We start from the raw sequence: 19,674 nt of genomic DNA, 5'->3' as shown, positions 1-19,674 counted from the left end.
GGAAGTTGTCAGCGGGCAAGTAAGGTAAGGGTGCCTCCCGGCTGGCAGCTAAGCTCGATAAAGTCCGGTTCAGCGGCGGTAATTTCGATTTGGCTCGCAGACTTCACTTTCCACTGTTCATAGGGTACCTTCAAGCGGGTAGTACCTCCTTTCTCTGAAAGTATCGAAATTTCGGAAAGTTGTCCATTTTTCCTTTTGGCACTGACCAGAAACGCTCCCTCAGCCCGCAGGTTTTCAAAGGAAGCTTCCGTCCAGTCAGCCGGAATGGCGGGCATGACGTCGATAAACCCGGCGTAGCTTTGAAGCAACATTTCCTGCAACCCGGCGGCGAAAGCGAAGTTACCTTCTAGGGTAAAGGGGCGGTAGGTAAACTTCGACAAACCCGACTTGGTTTGGTCGCCGTTGACGTGAAAACTATTGGGCAGGCAAAAGGCCCGGGCGAAGGTACCCAGGGCGTTGGCCGCACCTTCCCCGTCTTTGGCCCGTGCTTTCACACTACCCAGCCAGGCGTAGGAGTATCCGCACCACCAATCGGGGCCGATGGCGTCCAGTTGCCGGATCGTATTGGTGATAATTGCCTGCGCTGCTTCGCCATCTTCCCACTTGATCAATCCCAACGGATGAATGGCCATCAGATGGGAAAAATGCCGGTGTGATTCGTTGTAGGGCAGCGAAGGCGCAAACATCAATTCCTTATTATCGGTCAGGGCAAAGTCTCCGAATTCTGCGCCCAGCTGGTTCCAATGATCCGCCTCGGTGGACTTGCCCAGCACGCTGGCCATTTCGGTTCCCGCTTTCAGGGTAAACTTCATCAGGGCGAGGTCGTAATTGGTATTTTCAGGGAACCAGGCTTCCAGACTATTATTCCGAATTTCGGGGCTGGAGCTAATGGGTAGCTGCCGCTTTCCCTTGTCGTCGAGGATCGTGATATTCTGGATAAAGGTACATACGTCTTTGACCCAGGGGTAGGCCCGTTCCCGCAAAAAATCAATATCCCCGCTGTACTTCCATTGCAAATAATAGTGCTGCGCCAGCCAGGACGATACCGTGGGAGAAAGCGAGTACTGAATCCAGCCGCCCATTTCGGTGCCATCGAGGGTCGTAACACCCGGTACCGCAAGACCATCCACCCCAAAATACAGTTTGGTGTAGCGTTTGTAGTTTTCCTTATTTTCATCAAGATGGTCGAGGTACCCTAGGGCTTCTTCCAGATGATTGCCGCTGTACGAAGGCCAGTAGCTCAGTTGCGTGTTGAGGTCATGGTGAAAGTCGCCCTTCCAGGGCGGAATGCGGCCGTTATCCGCCGTCCAGACGGCCTGTAACGAAATGGGTGGCGCACCGCGTCGGGCCGCCGAGCCAAACTTGTATTGTTCAAGGTACCATTGCTTTTCAAGAAGTTCATCGGGTACCTTAATCGCCGATTTTGACCAGAACGCCTCCCACCAGTGGACATGGCTGGCGAAGTTTTTGGCAAAGCTACTTTTGACGGCGGCATCGACAAGTTGCTCAGCTTTGGGTTGAGGAGCGTGGTCGGGGTAGTGCGAAGAAATACTCCACATACCTTCCAGGGTACCTTTTTTTGTTTCTTTCCAGCGCACCGCAATTTCGTAGATAAAGCCGTTATACCCTTCCTGACGGTATACAATAGCGTTCTTCTTTTTATCAATGGTACCCTGCTGATAGTTAAGTCTTGCCAAATCATCGCCTACCAATGAATTCACTTCTCCACTCTTCGCCAGGGTACCCTGGTATTTGGGAGCGATTAGCTCGGGGACGATCGCGTTGCTGGCATTCGTAAAGCGAAACCATCCCATCGGCTCGGTGGCATGGACGAAGGTTTCAAGGCTCATACCCGTATCCCACTGAACGATACAGAGTGCTTTGGCTACATCCAACCGCACGGATTTCACCTTCCCAGCTTCCTCCAAATCAAATTCAAGGGCCCCGGCCGGAATTTTGGAGGGCGCGGGTTCGCGGTCGTAAGGAGCGTCGAAATACTGCTGTACGGGTTTGTAGTCCTTCTTTTTGACCTGCTCCTGTACCCACTGATAGCTAAATTCGTCCCGGTGCAGCCCTTTCATCGGGCGCATATCCCAGATGTCGGCGCGGTCGAGCGAAAACCGGAGTTTGTCATTTTTTTGCCACACCAGACTGCCCACCGTACCATTACCCAGCGGAACGCCTTCGTCCCAGCTTCGAGCCAGAGAATCGAACCGCAGATCGTGTTTGGGTAAAGGTTGGGCTACGAGGGAATCAGTCGCCCAAAAGCTGACGCAAACGAATAGGTACCTCAAGGATATTTTCATTATTCGTATCATTCGGGCGAGAACGGGTATGTATTTCATTTTTGATAAAGCAAAAATAGCACGCACTTTACCCCCGGCAGCTATGGGTAAAAACTGACGGTAAGGCACATACGGGTAGGGGCTTAAAAAGCGTTGGGTTACCACGGTCGCCATCCTGTCAATAAAAAATTCCCGCTACCTTTGACCATGAAAGAAGAACGCATTTCGGTTTTTGACATTTTCAAGATCGGCATCGGCCCGTCGAGTTCGCACACGCTGGGGCCGTGGCGGGCGGCGCAGCTGTTCCTGGGAGTATTGGAAAATAGGCTGGGTTTTGAGCGGGTACAGTCGGTGCAAGTTCATCTTTACGGCTCGTTGGCCAAAACCGGCAAAGGCCATGGCACCGACCTGGCCCTGATTCTCGGCCTGGCAGGCTACGATCCCATCACAATGGCAACGAACACCATCGACCCGATTCTGGCGGACATCACCAGCCACGAAACCATACTTCTGGCCGGCCAGGTACCCCTTTCATTTAATCCCAAAAAAGACCTCGTTTTTCACCGCGATGAATCCTTACCCTTCCACCCCAATGGCCTGACCTTTGTGGCCAACGACGGTATGGAGAATGAGGTGCGCGAAACCTACTTTTCCATCGGCGGTGGCTTTGTGGTGCAGGAAGATTTTACAGAAAACACCAACCAGGAAATGGCCCGGCTCCCCTACCCCATCGACACCGCCGCCGACCTGCTCCGCTGGCATCACGAAACGGCGAAGCCAATCTGGGAAATTGTGCTGGAAAACGAAAAAGTCTGGCGCGACGAAGCCGACGTGCGCGCCGGGCTCATGAACATCTGGTCGGTAATGCAGGAAAGTATTTTTTCGGGTTGCCGCACGGGCGGTCACCTACCCGGTGGCTTAAATGTGAAACGCCGCGCGGGGGAGCTACACCAAAAATTGCTCAAAGGGCAGGACTATGTCCACTACGCCGAATGGCTTACCCTGGTGCGGGCGGGGGGTAACAGTTTCCAGCACACCCTCGACTGGGTGAGTTGTTTCGCACTGGCCGTCAATGAGCAGAACGCCGCGTTCGGTCGAGTGGTTACTGCGCCCACCAACGGTTCGGCGGGAGTCATTCCGGCCGTAATCCAGTACTTCCTTACTTTTTGCAATGGTACCCCCGAAGATGTGTTCCGTTTCCTGCTTACCGCGGGCGAAATCGGGAGCATTTTCAAGAAAGGCGCTACGCTCTCGGCGGCGATGGGCGGCTGCCAGGCCGAAATCGGCGTGTCGGCCGCCATGGCCGCGGCGGGCCTGACGGAGGTATCCGGCGGAACGGTGGGGCAATGCCTGATGGCGGCCGAAATCGCGATGGAACATCACTTGGGCATGACTTGCGACCCGGTGGGCGGACTGGTGCAGATTCCCTGCATCGAGCGCAATACGATGGGAGCCATCAAGGCCATTACCGCCTCCCAACTTGCTTTGCAGAGTGATCCCGAAACCGCGCGGGTAACGCTGGACGACGTGGTGTCGACTATGTGGGAAACCGCCCTGAACATGAATCACCGCTACAAGGAAACCTCCGAAGGCGGACTGGCGCTACGCATTCCGATCAGCCTGAGTGAGTGTTGAAAGGGCGTGTCAAGGTACCCCCAATTTTTCGTAAATTACTCGTCAAAAAACGATTCCAATGGCCTACAACGAGCAACTTGCCGATCGAATCCGCGAAAGGTTTGCAGACCTACCCCAGGTGGAGGAGAAAAAAATGATGGGTGGCTGGACGGTGATGTACAATGGAAAAATGTGCGTCGGGATTATCAAAGACGATCTCATGTGCCGCATCGATCCCGCTTTGTACGAAACCCTACTTGAAAAAGAGGGCTGCCATCCCATGGAGTTTACGGGAAGGCCCCTGAAAGGCTACGTGCTGGTGGATGAACTGGCCCTAAAAACCCAAAAGGATTTTGACTACTGGATTGATCTGGCTCTGGATTTCAACAAAAAAGCCAAGGCTTCAAAAAAGAGGCCGAGAAAATAGCACCCCTTGCCGTAAAGCTGATTTTGAACGATCCGGGTTCTTTTTTGAATGGAAAAAGTTGGTTTAGCACCCGTATTGGTTTTTCCTGGCTAAATCGGAACGGTAGGTACCCTGTCCATTTTTACCGTTACTTTTCCGGCGTAAGTGTCCAGGTACGATCCGCAACCGCCTTGATTTTGTCCTTTGAAAAATAGATTGGAAAGTACTCATCCTTCGCCCAGCGTTCATACAGATCGCCATAGTGTGGATCGTCGGGATTGCCCGATTGCCCGGGAGCATTGATACCCAGTGTCTTGTCCCAGCTTTCGGTATCCATCAGTATCCGGAATGAGGCCCCATGGGTTTGATTAGGACTGTTGCCGGTACTGTTTACGGTTTCACCGTAGCCGCCGCGGGGTAGGGGGTCAAAATCAATTCGTTTCCGCATTTCTTCACTGACCAATGCACTCAGGGGGTGCCTGATGGCAATATGTTTATTGGCGACCTGCCCATACTGCCACTTATCTTGGTCACGGCCCAGGCGTTGGGAAAGTATCGTCAGGGTTTCCCGAAATGTAGTTTGCAGGAGTTCGTCTCGGATTTTGACGGGTGCCTTGCCAAAATCTGCCGATGGGATAATCAGATCGTCTAAAAGTAATTTGGTAGAAAGCCTTTTCAGGTAAGGTCGGGCAGCTTCGGGTACCACGTGGGTGTACACCGCTTCCCGGAGCCTGTTTTCCCATTCGGCATAAATAGCCGCCGGTATGGACTCGGGCTCCAATTGGTAATTCCAGTTTTTCAGCCGCTCGATGGCTTCTTTTTCCTCCTTATTGTCGAATTCCAGCCGCGTGAGCATGGGTACCAATGAACGGGCGGGGACCGATAGGTAGTCGGTTTGAAGCTGGGTGAAGTCAAACAGATTGAACCGTTTGCCCGAACCCAGTACCTCTGCGATCCGCTGGGCGCGGTAGGGCGTGGCCCATTCCCAGCCGATGGCATTGCGGTAAGGAAAATCCGGTGAAATAAGGTTGTTGTTCGCCGTGGCAATGAAACCTTCTTTCGGATCGCTACTATGGGGGAGTTGCTTGATGGGAAGGTACCCCGCCCACTCGAAACGGCCGTCGCCCGGCACAGGTACCAAGCCCGACCAATTAGGGCGAATGGGAGCCAAGCCGACCGCCTGCCAGCCAATGTGTCCGGTGCGTTCGGCCCAGATCATGTTCTCACCCGGCAGACGGCTGTACGAGCAGGCCTCCCGAAACTCGTCCCAATTTCGAGCCTGATTCATGCGCAGACTGGCCAAATAAGGAGAGCTACCCACCTCCAGCCATCCGGCGCGAACGGCATAGGCTTTGTTTTTACCCCTATCTTCAAATACCACCGGGCCATGCCGGGTATATTTTAGCTGAACCACCTGCGTGGGTTGTCCCTTGACTCTCACTGAGTCGGTCAGGATGCGCATGTTTACCCATTGTCCTTTGTAACGGTACTGATTGGGATTGGCTGGGTTGGTTTCGTACACGTACAGATCTTCGTTGTCGGTTTCAAAAACCGTCAATCCCCAGGCACCGTAGTCGTTATGTCCGATGGATACGCCGGGGAGTGAGGGTTCGCCCGCGCCGACTACGTTCCAGCCGGGAGCATTGAGATGAATCATGTACCGGAGCGAAGGCCCGGCGATGACCCGGTGCGGATCATTGGCCAGCATTGGAAAGCCACTTTGTGCCAATGAACCATCAATAACCCAATTGTTAGAGCCTACGTACTGTTTCTCGACAGCATACCACTCCTGAAAATCAAACTCCTCTTTTCGGTATATCTGCCCGCTGCGCTTGTCCCCGGATTCGAACCGGACGGGGCTGCGGTGCGCGGTGTAGAGTTCCAGAATATCCTGCATCAGCGCCTCGCCATCTACCCCTTTTTCGAGAGTTAGTCTGGGCTCCGTAGCAGCCTGGCGGGTCGGATGAAACCAGTTGAGCTCCCGCGTTTTTTCTTCGCCCATCAGATGTACTTCCCGGCCGAAATTCAACTCATCGATCACATTGGCCACAAGTCCCTGATGCCGGCTCACCACAATTTCCGGCGTCCAGTAGCCGGGAAGGGTATTCAGGGTTTTGAACTCGAAGGGCAAGTGCGCCGGATCTGCCCGGAGCTCGACCACCTTGGCGTTAATTCCCTCGACATAAGCGTTGAGAATGGCTTTGCCGTGAGGATGATAATGGGCCATTTCCTGTTCCATATCGCCCCGGTACCTGAATAGCTTCGTACCGATGTCCCGCTTTATTTCTGAGGGACCCATCAGTTCGGCTACGGTACCCGTAGCCTGCCGCCGCCACATCTCCAGCTGAAAGGGCCGATCGGAGGCCGCCACGTACCCCTGGGTAAAGAAAAGATCGTGCTCGTTTTGGGCGTAGATGTGTGAAACACCCCACTGATCGCGGAAAACCTCTACGGTTTTTTGCAGGCCTTTGACCGTTATCGTCTGGCCGAAGCAAGCCTGAAGCGGGATCAGAAAAAGAAGAAAAATTCCGGAACGGCGCATGGAATAGTTTATGAAAGCAAAGCGAATGCCCCTGCCGTTTCTACCCTATGCGGTCAATGATTTCGGACCAGCTGCGATAACCATTTTCCACGTTAAACCGACTGGCCCGCTCTTTGCTTTTGGCAGAATCCGTCGCAATGCGGCCATCCATGATTTCACGCATGGCGTTCACCATCTGTTTGACACTAATATCATCAGTTACTATTCCCATGCCCTCTCTGACAAATTCCGAAACGCCACCGGAAGGGAAGGAAACTATGGGTTTGCCCAGTAGTGCGGCTTCGATCATGACCAGGGGAAAGGGGTCTTGCCTTGATGTTAGCAAGAAACCGTTGCCCACATTGAGGTAGTTGCCGTAATCTTCTTTCTGCTTTCCCACCAAATGAATTCGGGTTTTCGACTTTGTGTTGCGGCATCGCTGCTCGGTATAGTACACCAGACCATCGTCGATCCGGCCTCCTACCCACACCAGATGCACAGAAGGGTCGTCAAGCTCTTCGGCCAGGTCGGGTAACATGTCAAAGCCCTTACGCTCCGAGGTCATGCCCGATCCTATCCATACATAGTCCGATTCAGCAATACCTAATTCTCGGCGTATCTGCGCCGTTCGTTCGGGATTGCCCGACAGCTTGGCCGGGTCAATGAATTCATACAGTAATTCCACATTTTTTCCTCCGGCCTGCCGGATGGCCTCACACGTCACCTCCGAGCAGCCGATCAGGGTGTGCGAGTAGGTGATGATGTCCTTCATATCTGACCCGTTTAAGTAAATGTAGGTCAGGGGAAGTTCGTGAAAATGGGTAACCAGTTTTATGGAAAATTCTTTGGCAATCGTCACTGTTTCGGGTAGCATGGTAGTGTTCACGTACCACAAATCGGCCTTGAAGTCCCGGGCTATCCTCCGCAGGGCGTTCAGAGTAGGGTTATGGCCCAAATGAAATTGTACTTTTTGGAAGATGCTGAATATCCTGGGTACAATGAACACAGGAATGTCGGCCGGAAACTCGCTGAGTAATTCGCCCCGGGCAAAACTCACGATCCCGACGTCGAAGCGGCTACGGTCGATGTTTTGCAGAATGTACAGGAGCATCATCTCCGAACCCGTTCGGGTGGCAAAGGGAGTGAAGAACAGGATACGTTTCTTGGAGGGTTTCATGGCAGAAGAGTTGTGTGGATAGGGTACTAATTTTCGGAGTCAGTCAGCAAATCTATATTATCGGCGGGATCTATTTTGTACAGGCTTTTCTTCAGGAATAGGGTTTTCCAGAAATATTTAAACAGAACGCGGGTTTTCTGCAGGAAAATCCGCTGGGTACCCATCTTTGAAAAAGGGTTGCCCGATTCTTTAACATTCAACGTCATCCGCCAAATCAGAATCACCGGAATCATGACTAAATAATTGACTATCAAGGTTAAGTAAGCAAGAACGCCATATTGTTTCCTGACCCAGAGAAAATTAGAAACCTGCATCTGCGTACTGAATCGGTTGATCCAAGAGATATTGGTCCGGCGGAATGGATTCTTGTTTTCCAAGTGAATATACCTGCAATCATCAAAAATGCAAAGCTTACCCAACTTACCCAGCCGTCCCGACCATTCCACATCTTCACCGTACATGAAAAAATCCTCACTGAATCCCCCGGTACGCTCATAGCCCTCGCGCCTTACGAACACGAAGGCCCCGACCAGCCAGTCGTACTGGTTGGGGTCGGCGTACCGGGGTTCGGGGTATAGGGTCTCCATGACCCGATCGACTAACCGGCTGGGTGGTAAGATGAAAAATGTGCGACGAAAGTCGTTGAAGCTCTGGTAAAAAGGCATTGGGCTTCCGTCTGCATACTGCTGCAGCGCTCCACAAGCTACGATGTCGGTTCGCTGATTAAGTCGCTCGAAGCAACGACCGATTATGTTATCTGTCAGGAGAGTATCCGCATTTAACAGCAAGAAATACTTTCCTTTGGCCACGGACATACCCCGGTTATTAGCCCGGCCAAAACCAGCATTATAGTCCATATCGATCCATTGCACTGCGGGGAATAAACTACGAATTTGCTCTCCGTCACAGTGTTCGGGATCGTTATCGACTACGATCAGCTCGAATGTAACACCGGTAGTGTGGGCGTAGATGGAGTTCAGGCAATTGATTAAGAGTTGGGGAGTCTTGTAGTTTATAATAATGATGGATACGTCCATATACCGGTCAAAGGCGCGAAGTTAGAAAGGCAAAAATAGGCAATATCCCGAAAGGACGGCACGCAGGCCAGGATTATTGAGCCACCGTACTAGGGCATCGCTGATGCATCGTCGAACTTCCCGGCCCATTCGATAGCCTTGACGATATGCAGCAGGGAAAGAGGCTCTTCAAAGGTCTCGGCGGTGTGGCCCATGCCTGTGTAAAACACCCGCCCCTGCCCTATCTGATTGACCCACGAGATAGGATGATCCTTGCCCATGCCTTTGGTTTCGCCCACATCATAGCTGTTTTCGTCGAGCGAAAGGAGTACCTGTATACCCGCTACGCCCCGTACACTGCGCTTGTAGTTGTACCATTCATCGGCCCGCCGGAAATTATCGGGCAAGTGCACCGTGGCAGGATGCGTTTTGATCTCCGTCACGACGGTTGCTATGGGCGTATGTGGAAAAATGCTGTGATCCCGGAAGTGGGTACCCAGCAGGCGGTCGTACCAATCCCACTCGTATTCGGTATCGGCCGCCGAGTGGATGCCTACATACCCCCCACCCTGGGTTACGAATTTTTCAAAAGCGGCCTGCTGCTCAGGCGTGAGCACATCGCCCGTGGTACAGTGAAACACGACTACTTTGAAGCGGGACAGGTAGTCGTCGTTGAAGAAGGCGCCATTTTCGGTAGTCACTACATCCCAGCCTTTTTTGGGCGCGATTTCCTTATACTTGGCCGGCCCCGCCAGAATGGAATCCTCGTGCCTAAAACCGTTGGTTTTGGTAAAAACCAAGACACCTTTAGGCCCAATGGAACCCGGATCGGCCGGCCGCTCGGTATCGAATACAGGATGTTGCCAGGGGAGTTTGCGGGTAAGGTACATTGCGTACACATAGAAGCCGCCCAGGGCAACAAGCGCAATTCCGGCCACAATGGCCAGGGCCTTGAATAGTTTGCGTAGCATGAGGGTTAAAGGGTTTGGGTAAGCAGCGAGCTATTGGTTTTTCCTACTATAAGTCCCGGCGGCCAGATGCTTACTCAACGTCCTACTCCCCTATTTCCTCACTCTTCTGTCGATCAACCAATTGTCTCAAACCCGCAGTAAGGAACCAGTACTTCTGGAATCCGAATGCTACCGCCGGCCTGCTGGTTGTTTTCCAGCAATGCCGCCAGAATTCTCGGCAAGGCCAGCGCCGAACCGTTCAGGGTATGCAGCAGCTGGGTTTTCCCTTCGGTTTTGTAGCGCAGCTTCAGGCGATTGGCCTGGTAGGTTTCGAAATTGGATACAGAGCTACATTCGAGCCAGCGCTCCTGCGCGGCCGACCACACCTCAAAATCGTAGGTCAGAGCCGAGGTGAAGCCCATGTCGCCGCCACACAGGCGCAGAATGCGGTAGGGTAGGTTGAGCTTTTCCAGTAGCCCCTGCACATGCGCCACCATTTCGTCCAGGGCCGCATACGACTCTTCGGGTTTCCGGATCTGCACGAGCTCGACTTTATCAAACTGATGCAGGCGATTCAGCCCGCGCACGTGCGCGCCCCAGCTACCCGCTTCGCGCCGGAAACAGGGCGTGTGACCGGTATTTTTTACGGGTAGGTCGCTTTCCTGCAAAATCACATCGCGGTACAGGTTCGTGATGGGTACCTCAGCGGTAGGTATCAGGTACAGATCATCGGCCGTGGCGTGGTACATCTGTCCCTCTTTGTCGGGAAGTTGCCCGGTGCCATAACCCGAATCCGCATTAACTAACAGTGGGGGCTGAATTTCGAGGTACCCTGCTTCGGTGGCTTCATTTAGAAAAAACGAAATCATGGCCCGTTGCAGCCGTGCTCCTTTCCCTTTGTACACCGGAAAACCTGCGCCACTGATTTTGTTGCCTAGTTCAAAATCTATGATGTCCAGTTTTTTGGTCAACTCCCAGTGTGGCTGAGCTCCCTCGGGCAGAGTAGGTTTTTCACCCTTTTCCAGTACCGTTACGTTTTCTTCGGGCGTGCGGCCTACAGGTACGCTTTCGTGGGGTAGGTTGGGCAGCTTGACTAGTTCATCGTGCAACTCGGCCTCGACTCTTTTGAGTTGTTCATCCAGTTCTTTGGAACGTTCCTTCAAGCTGGCCGTTTCGGCTTTGGCGACTTCGGCCTCCTGCTTTTTGCCCTGTTTCATCAGGCCGCCGATTTCCTTCGCCATAGCGTTGGATTGCGTAAGTACCTGATCCAGTTCCTGCTGCGTTTCGCGGCGCAGGCGATCCAGTTTTATAATCAGTTCCACAGCGGTTTCGGCGTCGCGGAAGTACTTTTTATTAAGTCCGGCGATTGTCAGTTCCTTATTATCGCGGATGAAGGTGGTCTGTAGCATGAGGCTTGGTCAATAGAAATGTAAAAAGTGCGCGTTTCAGGGAGCCGTAAAAATATCCTTCATAGCATCCTCATAATAAAACAATCGCTCGTTCAGGGCATTCAAGGCTTGTTCTTTCAAACTGGAATGAATCAGAATCGAAAGGTTATGTTCCGAGGCACCGTAGGAAATCATCCGCAACGGAATATTTTTCAAGGCATCCAGTACCTTGATAGCCACGCCCTCCTTATCGGCACTGAAATTACCCACGATGCACACGATGGTTTGGTCGCGGTCGTGCTCTTCCAGGTCGGCGATCTCCCGCAGTTCGGCGGTAATGGCATCCAGGTGTTCGCTGTTATCAATCGTCACCGAAACCGAAACTTCAGACGTGGTCACCATGTCCACCGGCGTTTTGTATTTTTCAAAAATTTCGAACACACGTCGTAAAAAACCGTAGGCATTCAGCATACGCGTCGAGTGTACGTAAATAGCCGTGATGTTGTCCTTGGCCGCAATGGCCTTGATCTCGCGGTCGGTACTACTGGTGGCGATTAGGGTACCCGGCGCATCAGGCTGCATGGTGTTTTTCAGACGCACAGGTACCCCGCGCATTTTGGCAGGCGTGATGGTGCTGGGGTGCAGGATCTTGGCCCCAAAGTACGCCAGCTCCGCTGCTTCCTCAAACGTCAACTGCCGGATTGGGAAGGTACGTTTGACGATGCGGGGATCATTGTTGTGCATCCCGTCAATATCCGTCCAAATCTGTATTTCCTCAGCCCGAATGGCACCGCCGATCAGCGAAGCCGTATAGTCCGACCCGCCCCGCTTAAGGTTGTCTACCTCGCCACGTGGATTGCGACAGATGAATCCCTGGGTGATAATCAGTTGCCTTTCGGGATGTTGTCCCAGAATCGTAGTCAGTCGTTCTTCTATTACCGCCAACTCGGGTTCGCCTTCGGCATCGATGCGCATGAATTCCAGAGCGGGCAGCAGGATGGAATTCTCACCCTGCTCGGCCAGATAGGCCTCGAACATCTGCGTACTGAGCAATTCGCCCTCAGCCACCAGCTCCTTATCTTGCTTGCTGGTGAAGGGTTTGATATTGACCAAAGACCGGATGAACGAAAATTCCTTTTCTACGATTTCTTTTCCCTGCGCCAGCCCTGCTTCGGTCGAGTAAAGTTCCTGAATGAAGGTGTCGTAATGATCCCGCAGCGCCTTGATTTTCTCCACCGCTTCGGCGTCCTGGTTGGCTTTTGCCGATTCACCAATGGAAAGCAGGGCGTTGGTCGTACCGGACAGCGCCGAAAGCACCACGATTTTGCGCGAATCGGTAGATGTAATCAGTTGGCGAATAGAATGCATGCGCTCGGGTTTTCCGACCGAGGTACCACCAAATTTCCAGACTTGCATTTTTATTTTATTGACAATTGATAGTTGAAAATTATACTACGTAGAAAATGTCCGTTATCCTTACTTTTCGAAATCGCTTCCTGACAAGACGGTAACAGGATTTGAATGATTTTTTGTTAGGAAAAAACCTTCCTGCGGTTTCTGGCAATGCCCCACAGGCCAATTACCACCCAGATTATATTGACAGCCGCCGACGGATAGGCACCTACATACAAGGTATTGAGCACCAAACTAAAACTGCCCAGAATATTGCCCCATAAGTAGAAAGGAGCATCCGACCGCAAACGTCCGCTGATGCTGAGGGCATAGGCGGCCACGATCAGTATTGATCCAATCCATCCAATGGCGTCGTACCAGAATTTTTCGTCCATAGCGAAAGTAGACTACACTAATTTTAACATCTTGATGGCCGTCATGGCCGCTTCATCCCCCTTATTTCCATGTTTGCCGCCCGCCCGGTCCAAGGCCTGCTCCTGGGTGTTGGGCGTGAGTACCCCGAAAACAACCGGCTTGTGGCATTCCAGGCTCACCTGCGTCAGCCCCTGCGCCACGGCATGGTTGATATAGTCGTTGTGCTTGGTTTCTCCCTGAATTACGCAGCCCAGGGCAATCACGGCATCCACGTTTTGCTTGCGGGCAAATACCTGGGCACCAAAACTCAATTCATAGCTACCCGGAACGTTGGCACGGATGATATTTTCGGGCTTTGCTCCGTAATCCACTAATGTTTGGTAGGCTCCATCAAAGAGCTTTTCCGTCACTTCATGGTTCCACTCAGCCACGACAATGGCAAAGGTACGTCCGCTGATGTCGGGTAGATCATTGGTAGAAAATTCACTGAGGTTTTTGTCGGTACTTGACATAAAAAGGATTCTGGATGTAAGACTTTGGATTCTCTATTCAGTAATAAGCCCTTAAAAATTTCACAGGCGATGGCTTATAAAAAAAAGGATAAAACCGGTGTCGGCTTTATCCTTTTCAGAGCTACGTGTGCTGGTTGCCCATTACTCGCCGACTTGCCCTTCCAGAAGCCCCTTGTATTTTTTGGCGTTGGTTACTTCCGCCGAAAGGGGGTACTCTTCGATAATCTTATTGTAAGAAGCCAACGCGTCCTTCGGTTGATTAGCCTTCTCCTGCGCTATGCCCAACTTCATGAGGTAGATAGGCGTGAAGAACTCATTCGATTTATAGTCCGCGGCTTTTTTATAGTAACTTACGGCTTCGGCAGGCTGATTTTTTTCCATGTAGGCATCGCCCAGAAGCGCATCGGCGCGGCCCTGCATCAATAAATCCGACGAAGAGAAGGCTTTCAGGCGCTCGATGGCCTGATCGAACTGCCCCTGTTTCATCAGAGCAATACCTGCGTACAAGTCAGCCAGATTGGCGGCGTCTGTTCCGGTGTACCCATCGGCAATCGCCAGCAAGCCTTCATTTCCACCGCTCCCGTTGAGAGCCCGGCGCAATGAATCCGCTTCAAAGTCATACACCGCATTGGAAAGGGCTACCTGGGCGCTGCTTTCCTGACTGTCGATATACAGGCGGTACCCTGCGAAGGCCGCCACCGCTACCACGATAGCTACGCCTACACCAATAATTATCTTCTGGTTCCGGCGGAAGAAAGTTTCCGCCTTGTTAATCTGCCCCGCCAGCGCTTCCGGACTTTCAATGATTTCCAGCCCGGAATTGGCCGTGTTTTTCTTGCTCATGCGTATTAAATCATTTTTGGAACGCAAAGGTAGGAGAAAATTTGTTTAAAAGTTGAAGGGTTGCAGGGTTTAATTTAACTATTAAGGTGTTTTATCACAATCAGCCCTAGGGTGTTAGGCCTTTGAAAACACGTAGCAACCAAATTGATCAGGAAACGACGAGGTAATCAAACACCAAAATCTAAACTTTCCAACGCTTAAACATTTCAGCCCCGAAATGAAACCTACTCCATAATAAACGGATAGTCCTCTTGGGCGTACACATCGGTGTAGGCCTCCTTGGGATCAGGGAAAGCCGATTCTTCGGCAAACTGTACCGCTTCGGCTACAGTTTCCTTGATCTTCTTATCCAGGTCGGCGAGTTCTTCTTCTGTGGCAAGTTTGTTCTTAAGAATGGTATCCTTCACCTGCTCGATCGGATCGCGCATCTTGTATTCCTCAACTTCCTCTTTGGTGCGGTACTTCTGCGGATCCGACATGGAGTGCCCCCGGTAGCGGTAGGTACGGAATTCAAGGTAGGTAGGTCCTTCGCCCTTGCGTGCACGCTCGGCGGCACGGCTCACGGCTTCATGGATGGCCTCCACATTCATGCCGTCTACGGGCTCCGAAGGAATGTCGTAGGCTTCGCCCAAAGTATAGAGTTCGGTCACGTTGGAGCTGCGGCCTACGGAGGTACCCATGGCGTAGCCATTGTTTTCAACCACAAAAATCACGGGCAGTTTCCAGGTCATGGCCATGTTCAAGGCTTCGTGAAAAGCACCCTGCCGTACGGCTCCATCACCAAAAAAGCAGATGCACACGTTGCTGGTCTCGTTGTATTTTTCGGCAAAGGCGATGCCCGCTCCGAGCGGAATCTGAGCGCCCACGATCCCGTGGCCGCCCATGAAGTTACGCTCCTTATCAAAGATGTGCATCGAGCCGCCCTTGCCCTTGGTGGTGCCGGTTTCTTTGCCGTACAGTTCCGCCATGATGGCGTTCGGGCTGGTACCTAGCGCCAGCGGCATGCCGTGGTCGCGGTAAGCGGTGATGTACTTATCGTCGGGAGTGAGTGCCGTAGCCGTGCCCGATGAGCAAGCTTCCTGGCCAATGTAAAGGTGGCAGAACCCCCGGATTTTCTGCTGGCCGTACAGCTGCCCGGCCTTTTCCTCAAAGCGGCGCTGCAGTAACATGTTTTCGTACCAGAACATATATTGTTCCTTGGGGTACTGCAACTTTGGGGCAGACTCTTTCTTAGCAGTTTCCTTCTTAGCGGGTTCTTTCTTCTCTTTTACGGTAGCCATACGGGTATAGATCTGAGATATAAATTATGAGATATGGGATAAAGTGCCGGAGCTATTGATAACTTTCACTTAGGAACTTTACATCTTTGTATTTGTTGGATTAGAACCCCGGTTCGGGCGTTTATTCCTCCGAACGAACTGCGAAATTAAGCATAAACTCCCTAACAAAGAAGTGCATGTGGCTCGAAAAACTCCACCTTACGAATTTTAAAAGCTATGAGGAAGGGAGTTTTACGTTTGGCGAACGCGTGAATTGTCTGGTGGGCGAGAACGGTAGCGGAAAAACCAACCTGCTGGATGCCCTCTATTTTCTGGCCCTGACCAAGAGTGCCTTCCACAATCAGGATGCCCTGAGCATTCGGCACGATGCCGATTTCTTCGTGCTTGATGGGGTCTTCCACCAGCAGAACGAACGCATCCAGATCACCTGCAGCCTACAGCGCGGGCAACGCAAGGTACTTATGTCGGACAAGAAACCTTACGAGCGGTTGAGCGACCACATCGGACGTTTCCCGGTGGTGCTCATCGCCCCTGACGACACCTACCTGGTACGCGAAGGCAGCGAGGAACGGCGACGCTTTTTCGATGGGGTACTTTCACAACTCGACCCGCACTATCTGGAAGATTTCCTGCAATATAACCGCATTCTCACCCAGCGCAACGGACTTCTGAAGCTCTTCGCCGAGCGCAACTACCTTGATGAAGACCTGCTCGAAACCTATAACGATCCCCTGATTGATCTTGGCATCCGCATCCACGCCCGGCGCTCGGCCTTTATGGATCGGTTCGTGCCCCTCTTTCAGAAGTATTACGCTTTTCTGAGTAATGAGAAAGAAACCGTCGCCGTGATTTACGAAAGCGAAGTGGCCACCGACGATTTTCCCGCCGAATTCCGCAAGCACCGCTCCCGCGACCTGCATGCGCAACGTACCGTGAAGGGTATCCACAAGGACGACTACGTATTTGAAATCGATGGGGTAGTCTTGAAAAAATTTGGCTCGCAAGGCCAGCAGAAGTCGTTTGTGATTGCTCTCAAACTGGCCCAGTACGAACTCCTGGCCGCAGAGAAAGAAACTCAACCCATCCTGCTCCTCGATGATATCTTTGACAAGCTCGACGACAAGCGCATCCAAAAACTCATCGAACTCATCGACGACGGCTCCCTTGGCCAAGTCTTTATCACCGATGCTCGTCCCGAGCGTTCGCGCCGTATTCTGGAAGCAGTAAAAGCCGAGGTACGTTTTTTTGAAATCGGTAATCAGTAGAGGTTTTCTTCATTAAGCACTCATTATCAAACTTTTGCCAAATATTTTAAAACTTAAAAGGTAGTTCACCGATTCCTTATGAGCTCATCTACGAAAAAAATCGTAGTTAATATTTGCATCTACGAATTATTTCGTACACTTTTGTTACGAAGATCTTCGTAGAAACTTATATTCATCAAAATAATTCCCTACCAGGTACCCTAACCCATGATAAAGCCCACCGACTCCGAACTAGAAATCCTGGCCTATCTATGGCAGAATGGCCAGAGTACCGTCCGGCAGGTACACGACCACCTGGCTCAAACCAAAGAGGCGGGCTATACGACCACGCTGAAATTGATGCAAATTATGCACGAGAAGGGGTTGCTAAGCCGCATTGAAGAAGGTCGATCCCACGTGTACACGGCTCAGGTAAACGAAGAAGAAACACAGCAGTCGTTGCTGGGCCGTTTCGTCGAAACTACGTTCCGGGGCTCGGCGGCCCGGCTGGTGATGCAGGCCCTGGGCAACCACGAGACCTCCGCTGAAGAACTGGACGAAATCCGTACCCTACTGAACAACCTCGAAAACAACCGTTAGCCATGAAAAATCTCCTTGACCTCATTCCTTCCCCGCAGGTGTCGGCCCTCGGCTGGACTTTGCTGCATTCCGTTTGGCAGGCTGCTTTGTTATGTACGATAGCCGCGCTGGGTTTTTACCTGCTGCGCTCCCACTCGGCCCAGTCCCGCTACACGCTCGGCGTGACGATGCTGGGTACCCAAATTCTGGCGTCCGTGGCTACCTACCTATACTACCTACCTGCTACCATAGAAAAAACGGCAGTTTCGGCGCTGGTACCCTACACAGCAGGGGGTACCCTGGCTGGTCTTAATAGCTCGGTCGCACCTTTGCCTACCTTGCTAAGAATCCAACTGTGGTTGGCTGCGCACTTGAACGAACTGGTCGTCTGCTGGTTCATTGGGGTAGGTATTTTGCTGCTACGCTTTGCGGGCGGATGGTTTTATCTGGAAAGGCTCCGCTTCGTTTCAAGACCCGTCAAAAATGCGGTCTGGCACACACGGTTTGGCGTATTGGTGGCCAAGCTGAATATTGGCCGTTCGGTGGAGCTGCGCGAAACGGCCCGCATCGTTACGCCTATGGTGGTAGGAGTTTTGCAGCCCGTAGTACTGGTTCCGATTGGACTTATGACCGGCCTTTCCGTAAAAGAAGTGGAAGCCGTTCTGGCGCATGAGCTTGCCCACATTCGCCGACACGATTATTTCGTCAATCTGGTGCAATCATTCGTGGAAGTGGTGTATTTTTTTCATCCGGCACTCTGGTGGTTATCCGACCGCATTCGCACCGAGCGCGAGCATTGCTGCGACGACCTGGCGATGGCCGTGTGTGACGACCGCCTGTCGCTAGCCCACGCTCTGGTAAGGGTAGCTGAGTTCCGGCACGAATCTTCCCTCGTGGTAGCTTTTGCGGCCAACAAGCCCCTGTTGCTGCGCCGGGTACGTCGGGTTTTGGGTGTAGCCGAACCTGCTGGGCGGCGGTTGTCGGGGTATTTGCCTATGGCTATTGTGCTGCTTTCCTTATTGGTCGGTGCATCGGTCTATGCTTTTCAGAAGGGTGATATCAAGAAGAAGAAAGAACAAACCGACAAAATCACAAAACATAATGGGGACACTGAAGTGTCTGTCGTCGCTCCTGTGAAAAACGCAACCATAGCGGATACCGTTATTGAAAAAGAGATCGCTGTGATGGTAGAAGAGCCACTTGAAGTTCCTATGGACCTAGAGATTGAGGAGTCGATAGCTATTTACTCGAATGATTCTACCCAGAAAAAGATGGCTGAATTTCACGCCAGGATGCAGGAATATCAGCAACAGATGCAGCCTTATCACAAAGAAATACAGGCTCTGCAACAGCAATTGCAACCTCTGCACCAGCGGATGGCCGAATTGCAGTTGAAAACCGAAAAAGAGCAGTTCGAGGTAGAGCGTTTTCAGCGGGAGCAGGAAAAAATCGAGTGGAAAAAGCAGAACGCGCAGGAAGCCCGGCAGAAGCTGATGGAAAAGCGATCGGCGGTAATGTATCCCAAGAATGGCCAGGCAAAACCGGCCCCCGCCGATATGGAGAAACAACTGGCTGATATCGAGGCGCAAATCAAAGCAAAGGAGCAGGAAATTACCAGCCTGAATGAGCAGATCGCCCAAAGCCGCAAACAGATGAATGAAGCAGAAAAGCCGCTGAATAATCTGAATGCGGAAATGGAGAAACTCAACCAGGAGACGGAGGTATTTGACCAAAAAATGGAGGCGATTAGTGGAAAGATGGAAATAATTGGTCGAAAAATGGAATTGGAAGCCCAAAAAATAAACAGTCTACTCCCGCCACCGCCACCCGTGGAGCGGCCCGCCAAAGTAAAAGGGGTAGGTAAAGTAGCCCCAACGCCTCCACCCGCTGCCCGATCACCCAAAGCCCCCGCAGCCGTGCAGGGAAAAGTAGCGCCTGCTCCGGCGGCGGCACCCGTACCACCGAAGAAAAAGTAGCGCTTTTTCTTTGGTAAAAGTGAAACCGCCACCTACCTCAGAATTTGAAATTCTGAGGTAGGTGGCGGTTTTTATTGTTAAGAACACATGGATTGATGAATCCGATTACTAGGCGG

The 19,674-nt window shown here is 52.0% G+C and carries 16 protein-coding genes; 5 read left to right on the top strand and 11 right to left on the bottom strand.

What is annotated here, in order from left to right:
* Window positions 1-8 precede the first annotated feature (8 nt).
* Entirely contained in the window at window positions 9-2,306 is a 2,298-nt protein-coding gene (locus GBK04_RS16510; protein ID WP_373331043.1) for a glycosyl hydrolase family 95 catalytic domain-containing protein, read from the bottom strand.
* Window positions 2,307-2,492: 186 nt separating this feature from the next.
* Between GBK04_RS16510 and GBK04_RS16505 the strand changes: the two genes are divergently transcribed.
* Both GBK04_RS16505 and GBK04_RS16500 read left to right on the top strand, forming a co-directional pair.
* Window positions 2,493-3,920: an L-serine ammonia-lyase gene (locus tag GBK04_RS16505; protein ID WP_152761520.1), complete on the top strand. Its 1,428-nt coding sequence runs from the start codon at window positions 2,493-2,495 to the stop codon at window positions 3,918-3,920.
* A gap of 58 nt (window positions 3,921-3,978) precedes the next feature.
* Window positions 3,979-4,326 (top strand): TfoX/Sxy family protein, encoded by a 348-nt coding sequence (locus GBK04_RS16500; RefSeq protein WP_152761518.1) that lies wholly within the window; start codon window positions 3,979-3,981, stop codon window positions 4,324-4,326.
* 127 nt (window positions 4,327-4,453) lie between these two features.
* Here GBK04_RS16500 and GBK04_RS16495 read toward each other — a convergent pair whose 3' ends face one another.
* From GBK04_RS16495 to pdhA, 10 genes are all read right to left on the bottom strand, one after another.
* Window positions 4,454-6,847 (bottom strand): penicillin acylase family protein, encoded by a 2,394-nt coding sequence (locus GBK04_RS16495; RefSeq protein WP_152761516.1) that lies wholly within the window; start codon window positions 6,845-6,847, stop codon window positions 4,454-4,456.
* Between the two features lie 40 nt (window positions 6,848-6,887).
* Window positions 6,888-8,003 carry a glycosyltransferase gene (locus GBK04_RS16490; protein WP_152761514.1) on the bottom strand — a complete coding sequence of 372 codons (1,116 nt, stop codon included), beginning with the start codon at window positions 8,001-8,003 and terminating at the stop codon, window positions 6,888-6,890.
* A gap of 26 nt (window positions 8,004-8,029) precedes the next feature.
* Window positions 8,030-9,040, bottom strand: coding sequence for a glycosyltransferase family 2 protein (locus GBK04_RS16485; RefSeq protein WP_152761512.1), 1,011 nt, complete (start codon window positions 9,038-9,040; stop codon window positions 8,030-8,032).
* A gap of 89 nt (window positions 9,041-9,129) precedes the next feature.
* Entirely contained in the window at window positions 9,130-9,990 is an 861-nt protein-coding gene (locus GBK04_RS16480; protein ID WP_152761510.1) for a ThuA domain-containing protein, read from the bottom strand.
* Between the two features lie 113 nt (window positions 9,991-10,103).
* Window positions 10,104-11,378, bottom strand: a complete 1,275-nt coding sequence (gene serS, locus GBK04_RS16475) for a serine--tRNA ligase (protein ID WP_152761508.1) — start codon at window positions 11,376-11,378, stop codon at window positions 10,104-10,106.
* A gap of 36 nt (window positions 11,379-11,414) precedes the next feature.
* Window positions 11,415-12,773: an aspartate kinase gene (locus tag GBK04_RS16470; RefSeq protein WP_152761506.1), complete on the bottom strand. Its 1,359-nt coding sequence runs from the start codon at window positions 12,771-12,773 to the stop codon at window positions 11,415-11,417.
* Between the two features lie 116 nt (window positions 12,774-12,889).
* A complete protein-coding gene (locus tag GBK04_RS16465; protein ID WP_152761504.1) occupies window positions 12,890-13,144 on the bottom strand; it encodes a CBU_0592 family membrane protein in 255 nt (84 codons plus the stop codon).
* A gap of 12 nt (window positions 13,145-13,156) precedes the next feature.
* Window positions 13,157-13,636 carry a 6,7-dimethyl-8-ribityllumazine synthase gene (ribH, locus tag GBK04_RS16460; protein ID WP_152761502.1) on the bottom strand — a complete coding sequence of 160 codons (480 nt, stop codon included), beginning with the start codon at window positions 13,634-13,636 and terminating at the stop codon, window positions 13,157-13,159.
* A 141-nt stretch (window positions 13,637-13,777) separates the two neighbouring features.
* On the bottom strand, window positions 13,778-14,479 hold the full coding sequence (locus GBK04_RS16455) for a tetratricopeptide repeat protein (protein ID WP_152761500.1): 702 nt from the start codon (window positions 14,477-14,479) through the stop codon (window positions 13,778-13,780).
* A 224-nt stretch (window positions 14,480-14,703) separates the two neighbouring features.
* Window positions 14,704-15,759, bottom strand: coding sequence for a pyruvate dehydrogenase (acetyl-transferring) E1 component subunit alpha (gene pdhA, locus GBK04_RS16450; RefSeq protein WP_152761498.1), 1,056 nt, complete (start codon window positions 15,757-15,759; stop codon window positions 14,704-14,706).
* Window positions 15,760-15,935: 176 nt separating this feature from the next.
* Here pdhA and recF point away from each other — a divergent pair, with 176 nt between their 5' ends.
* From recF to GBK04_RS16435, 3 genes are all read left to right on the top strand, one after another.
* On the top strand, window positions 15,936-17,024 hold the full coding sequence (recF, locus tag GBK04_RS16445) for a DNA replication/repair protein RecF (RefSeq protein ID WP_152761496.1): 1,089 nt from the start codon (window positions 15,936-15,938) through the stop codon (window positions 17,022-17,024).
* 210 nt (window positions 17,025-17,234) lie between these two features.
* Window positions 17,235-17,603: a BlaI/MecI/CopY family transcriptional regulator gene (locus GBK04_RS16440; protein WP_373331461.1), complete on the top strand. Its 369-nt coding sequence runs from the start codon at window positions 17,235-17,237 to the stop codon at window positions 17,601-17,603.
* A 2-nt stretch (window positions 17,604-17,605) separates the two neighbouring features.
* The gene (locus tag GBK04_RS16435) at window positions 17,606-19,558 is read left to right on the top strand and encodes a M56 family metallopeptidase (protein ID WP_152761492.1); all 1,953 of its coding nucleotides are present in this window, start codon (window positions 17,606-17,608) and stop codon (window positions 19,556-19,558) included.
* Window positions 19,559-19,674 lie beyond the last annotated feature (116 nt).

This window comes from Salmonirosea aquatica (assembly GCF_009296315.1).
Lineage (GTDB): Bacteria > Bacteroidota > Bacteroidia > Cytophagales > Spirosomataceae > Salmonirosea > Salmonirosea aquatica.
The sequence above is the reverse complement of the archived record's forward strand: the minus strand, read 5'-3'. Positions and strand labels throughout refer to the sequence as shown.

What these genes read in the sequence shown, in the direction of transcription:
- GBK04_RS16470 (WP_152761506.1), bottom strand. Translation starts at nt 12,773, where the DNA reads ATGCAAGTCTGGAAATTTGGTGGTACCTCGGTCGGAAAACCCGAGCGC.
- serS (WP_152761508.1), bottom strand. Translation starts at nt 11,378, where the DNA reads ATGCTACAGACCACCTTCATCCGCGATAATAAGGAACTGACAATCGCC.
- recF (WP_152761496.1), top strand. Translation starts at nt 15,936, where the DNA reads ATGTGGCTCGAAAAACTCCACCTTACGAATTTTAAAAGCTATGAGGAA.
- GBK04_RS16435 (WP_152761492.1), top strand. Translation starts at nt 17,606, where the DNA reads ATGAAAAATCTCCTTGACCTCATTCCTTCCCCGCAGGTGTCGGCCCTC.
- GBK04_RS16500 (WP_152761518.1), top strand. Translation starts at nt 3,979, where the DNA reads ATGGCCTACAACGAGCAACTTGCCGATCGAATCCGCGAAAGGTTTGCA.
- GBK04_RS16455 (WP_152761500.1), bottom strand. Translation starts at nt 14,479, where the DNA reads ATGAGCAAGAAAAACACGGCCAATTCCGGGCTGGAAATCATTGAAAGT.
- GBK04_RS16480 (WP_152761510.1), bottom strand. Translation starts at nt 9,990, where the DNA reads ATGCTACGCAAACTATTCAAGGCCCTGGCCATTGTGGCCGGAATTGCG.
- GBK04_RS16505 (WP_152761520.1), top strand. Translation starts at nt 2,493, where the DNA reads ATGAAAGAAGAACGCATTTCGGTTTTTGACATTTTCAAGATCGGCATC.
- GBK04_RS16465 (WP_152761504.1), bottom strand. Translation starts at nt 13,144, where the DNA reads ATGGACGAAAAATTCTGGTACGACGCCATTGGATGGATTGGATCAATA.
- GBK04_RS16495 (WP_152761516.1), bottom strand. Translation starts at nt 6,847, where the DNA reads ATGCGCCGTTCCGGAATTTTTCTTCTTTTTCTGATCCCGCTTCAGGCT.
- ribH (WP_152761502.1), bottom strand. Translation starts at nt 13,636, where the DNA reads ATGTCAAGTACCGACAAAAACCTCAGTGAATTTTCTACCAATGATCTA.
- GBK04_RS16485 (WP_152761512.1), bottom strand. Translation starts at nt 9,040, where the DNA reads ATGGACGTATCCATCATTATTATAAACTACAAGACTCCCCAACTCTTA.
- GBK04_RS16510 (WP_373331043.1), bottom strand. Translation starts at nt 2,306, where the DNA reads ATGAAAATATCCTTGAGGTACCTATTCGTTTGCGTCAGCTTTTGGGCG.
- pdhA (WP_152761498.1), bottom strand. Translation starts at nt 15,759, where the DNA reads ATGGCTACCGTAAAAGAGAAGAAAGAACCCGCTAAGAAGGAAACTGCT.
- GBK04_RS16490 (WP_152761514.1), bottom strand. Translation starts at nt 8,003, where the DNA reads ATGAAACCCTCCAAGAAACGTATCCTGTTCTTCACTCCCTTTGCCACC.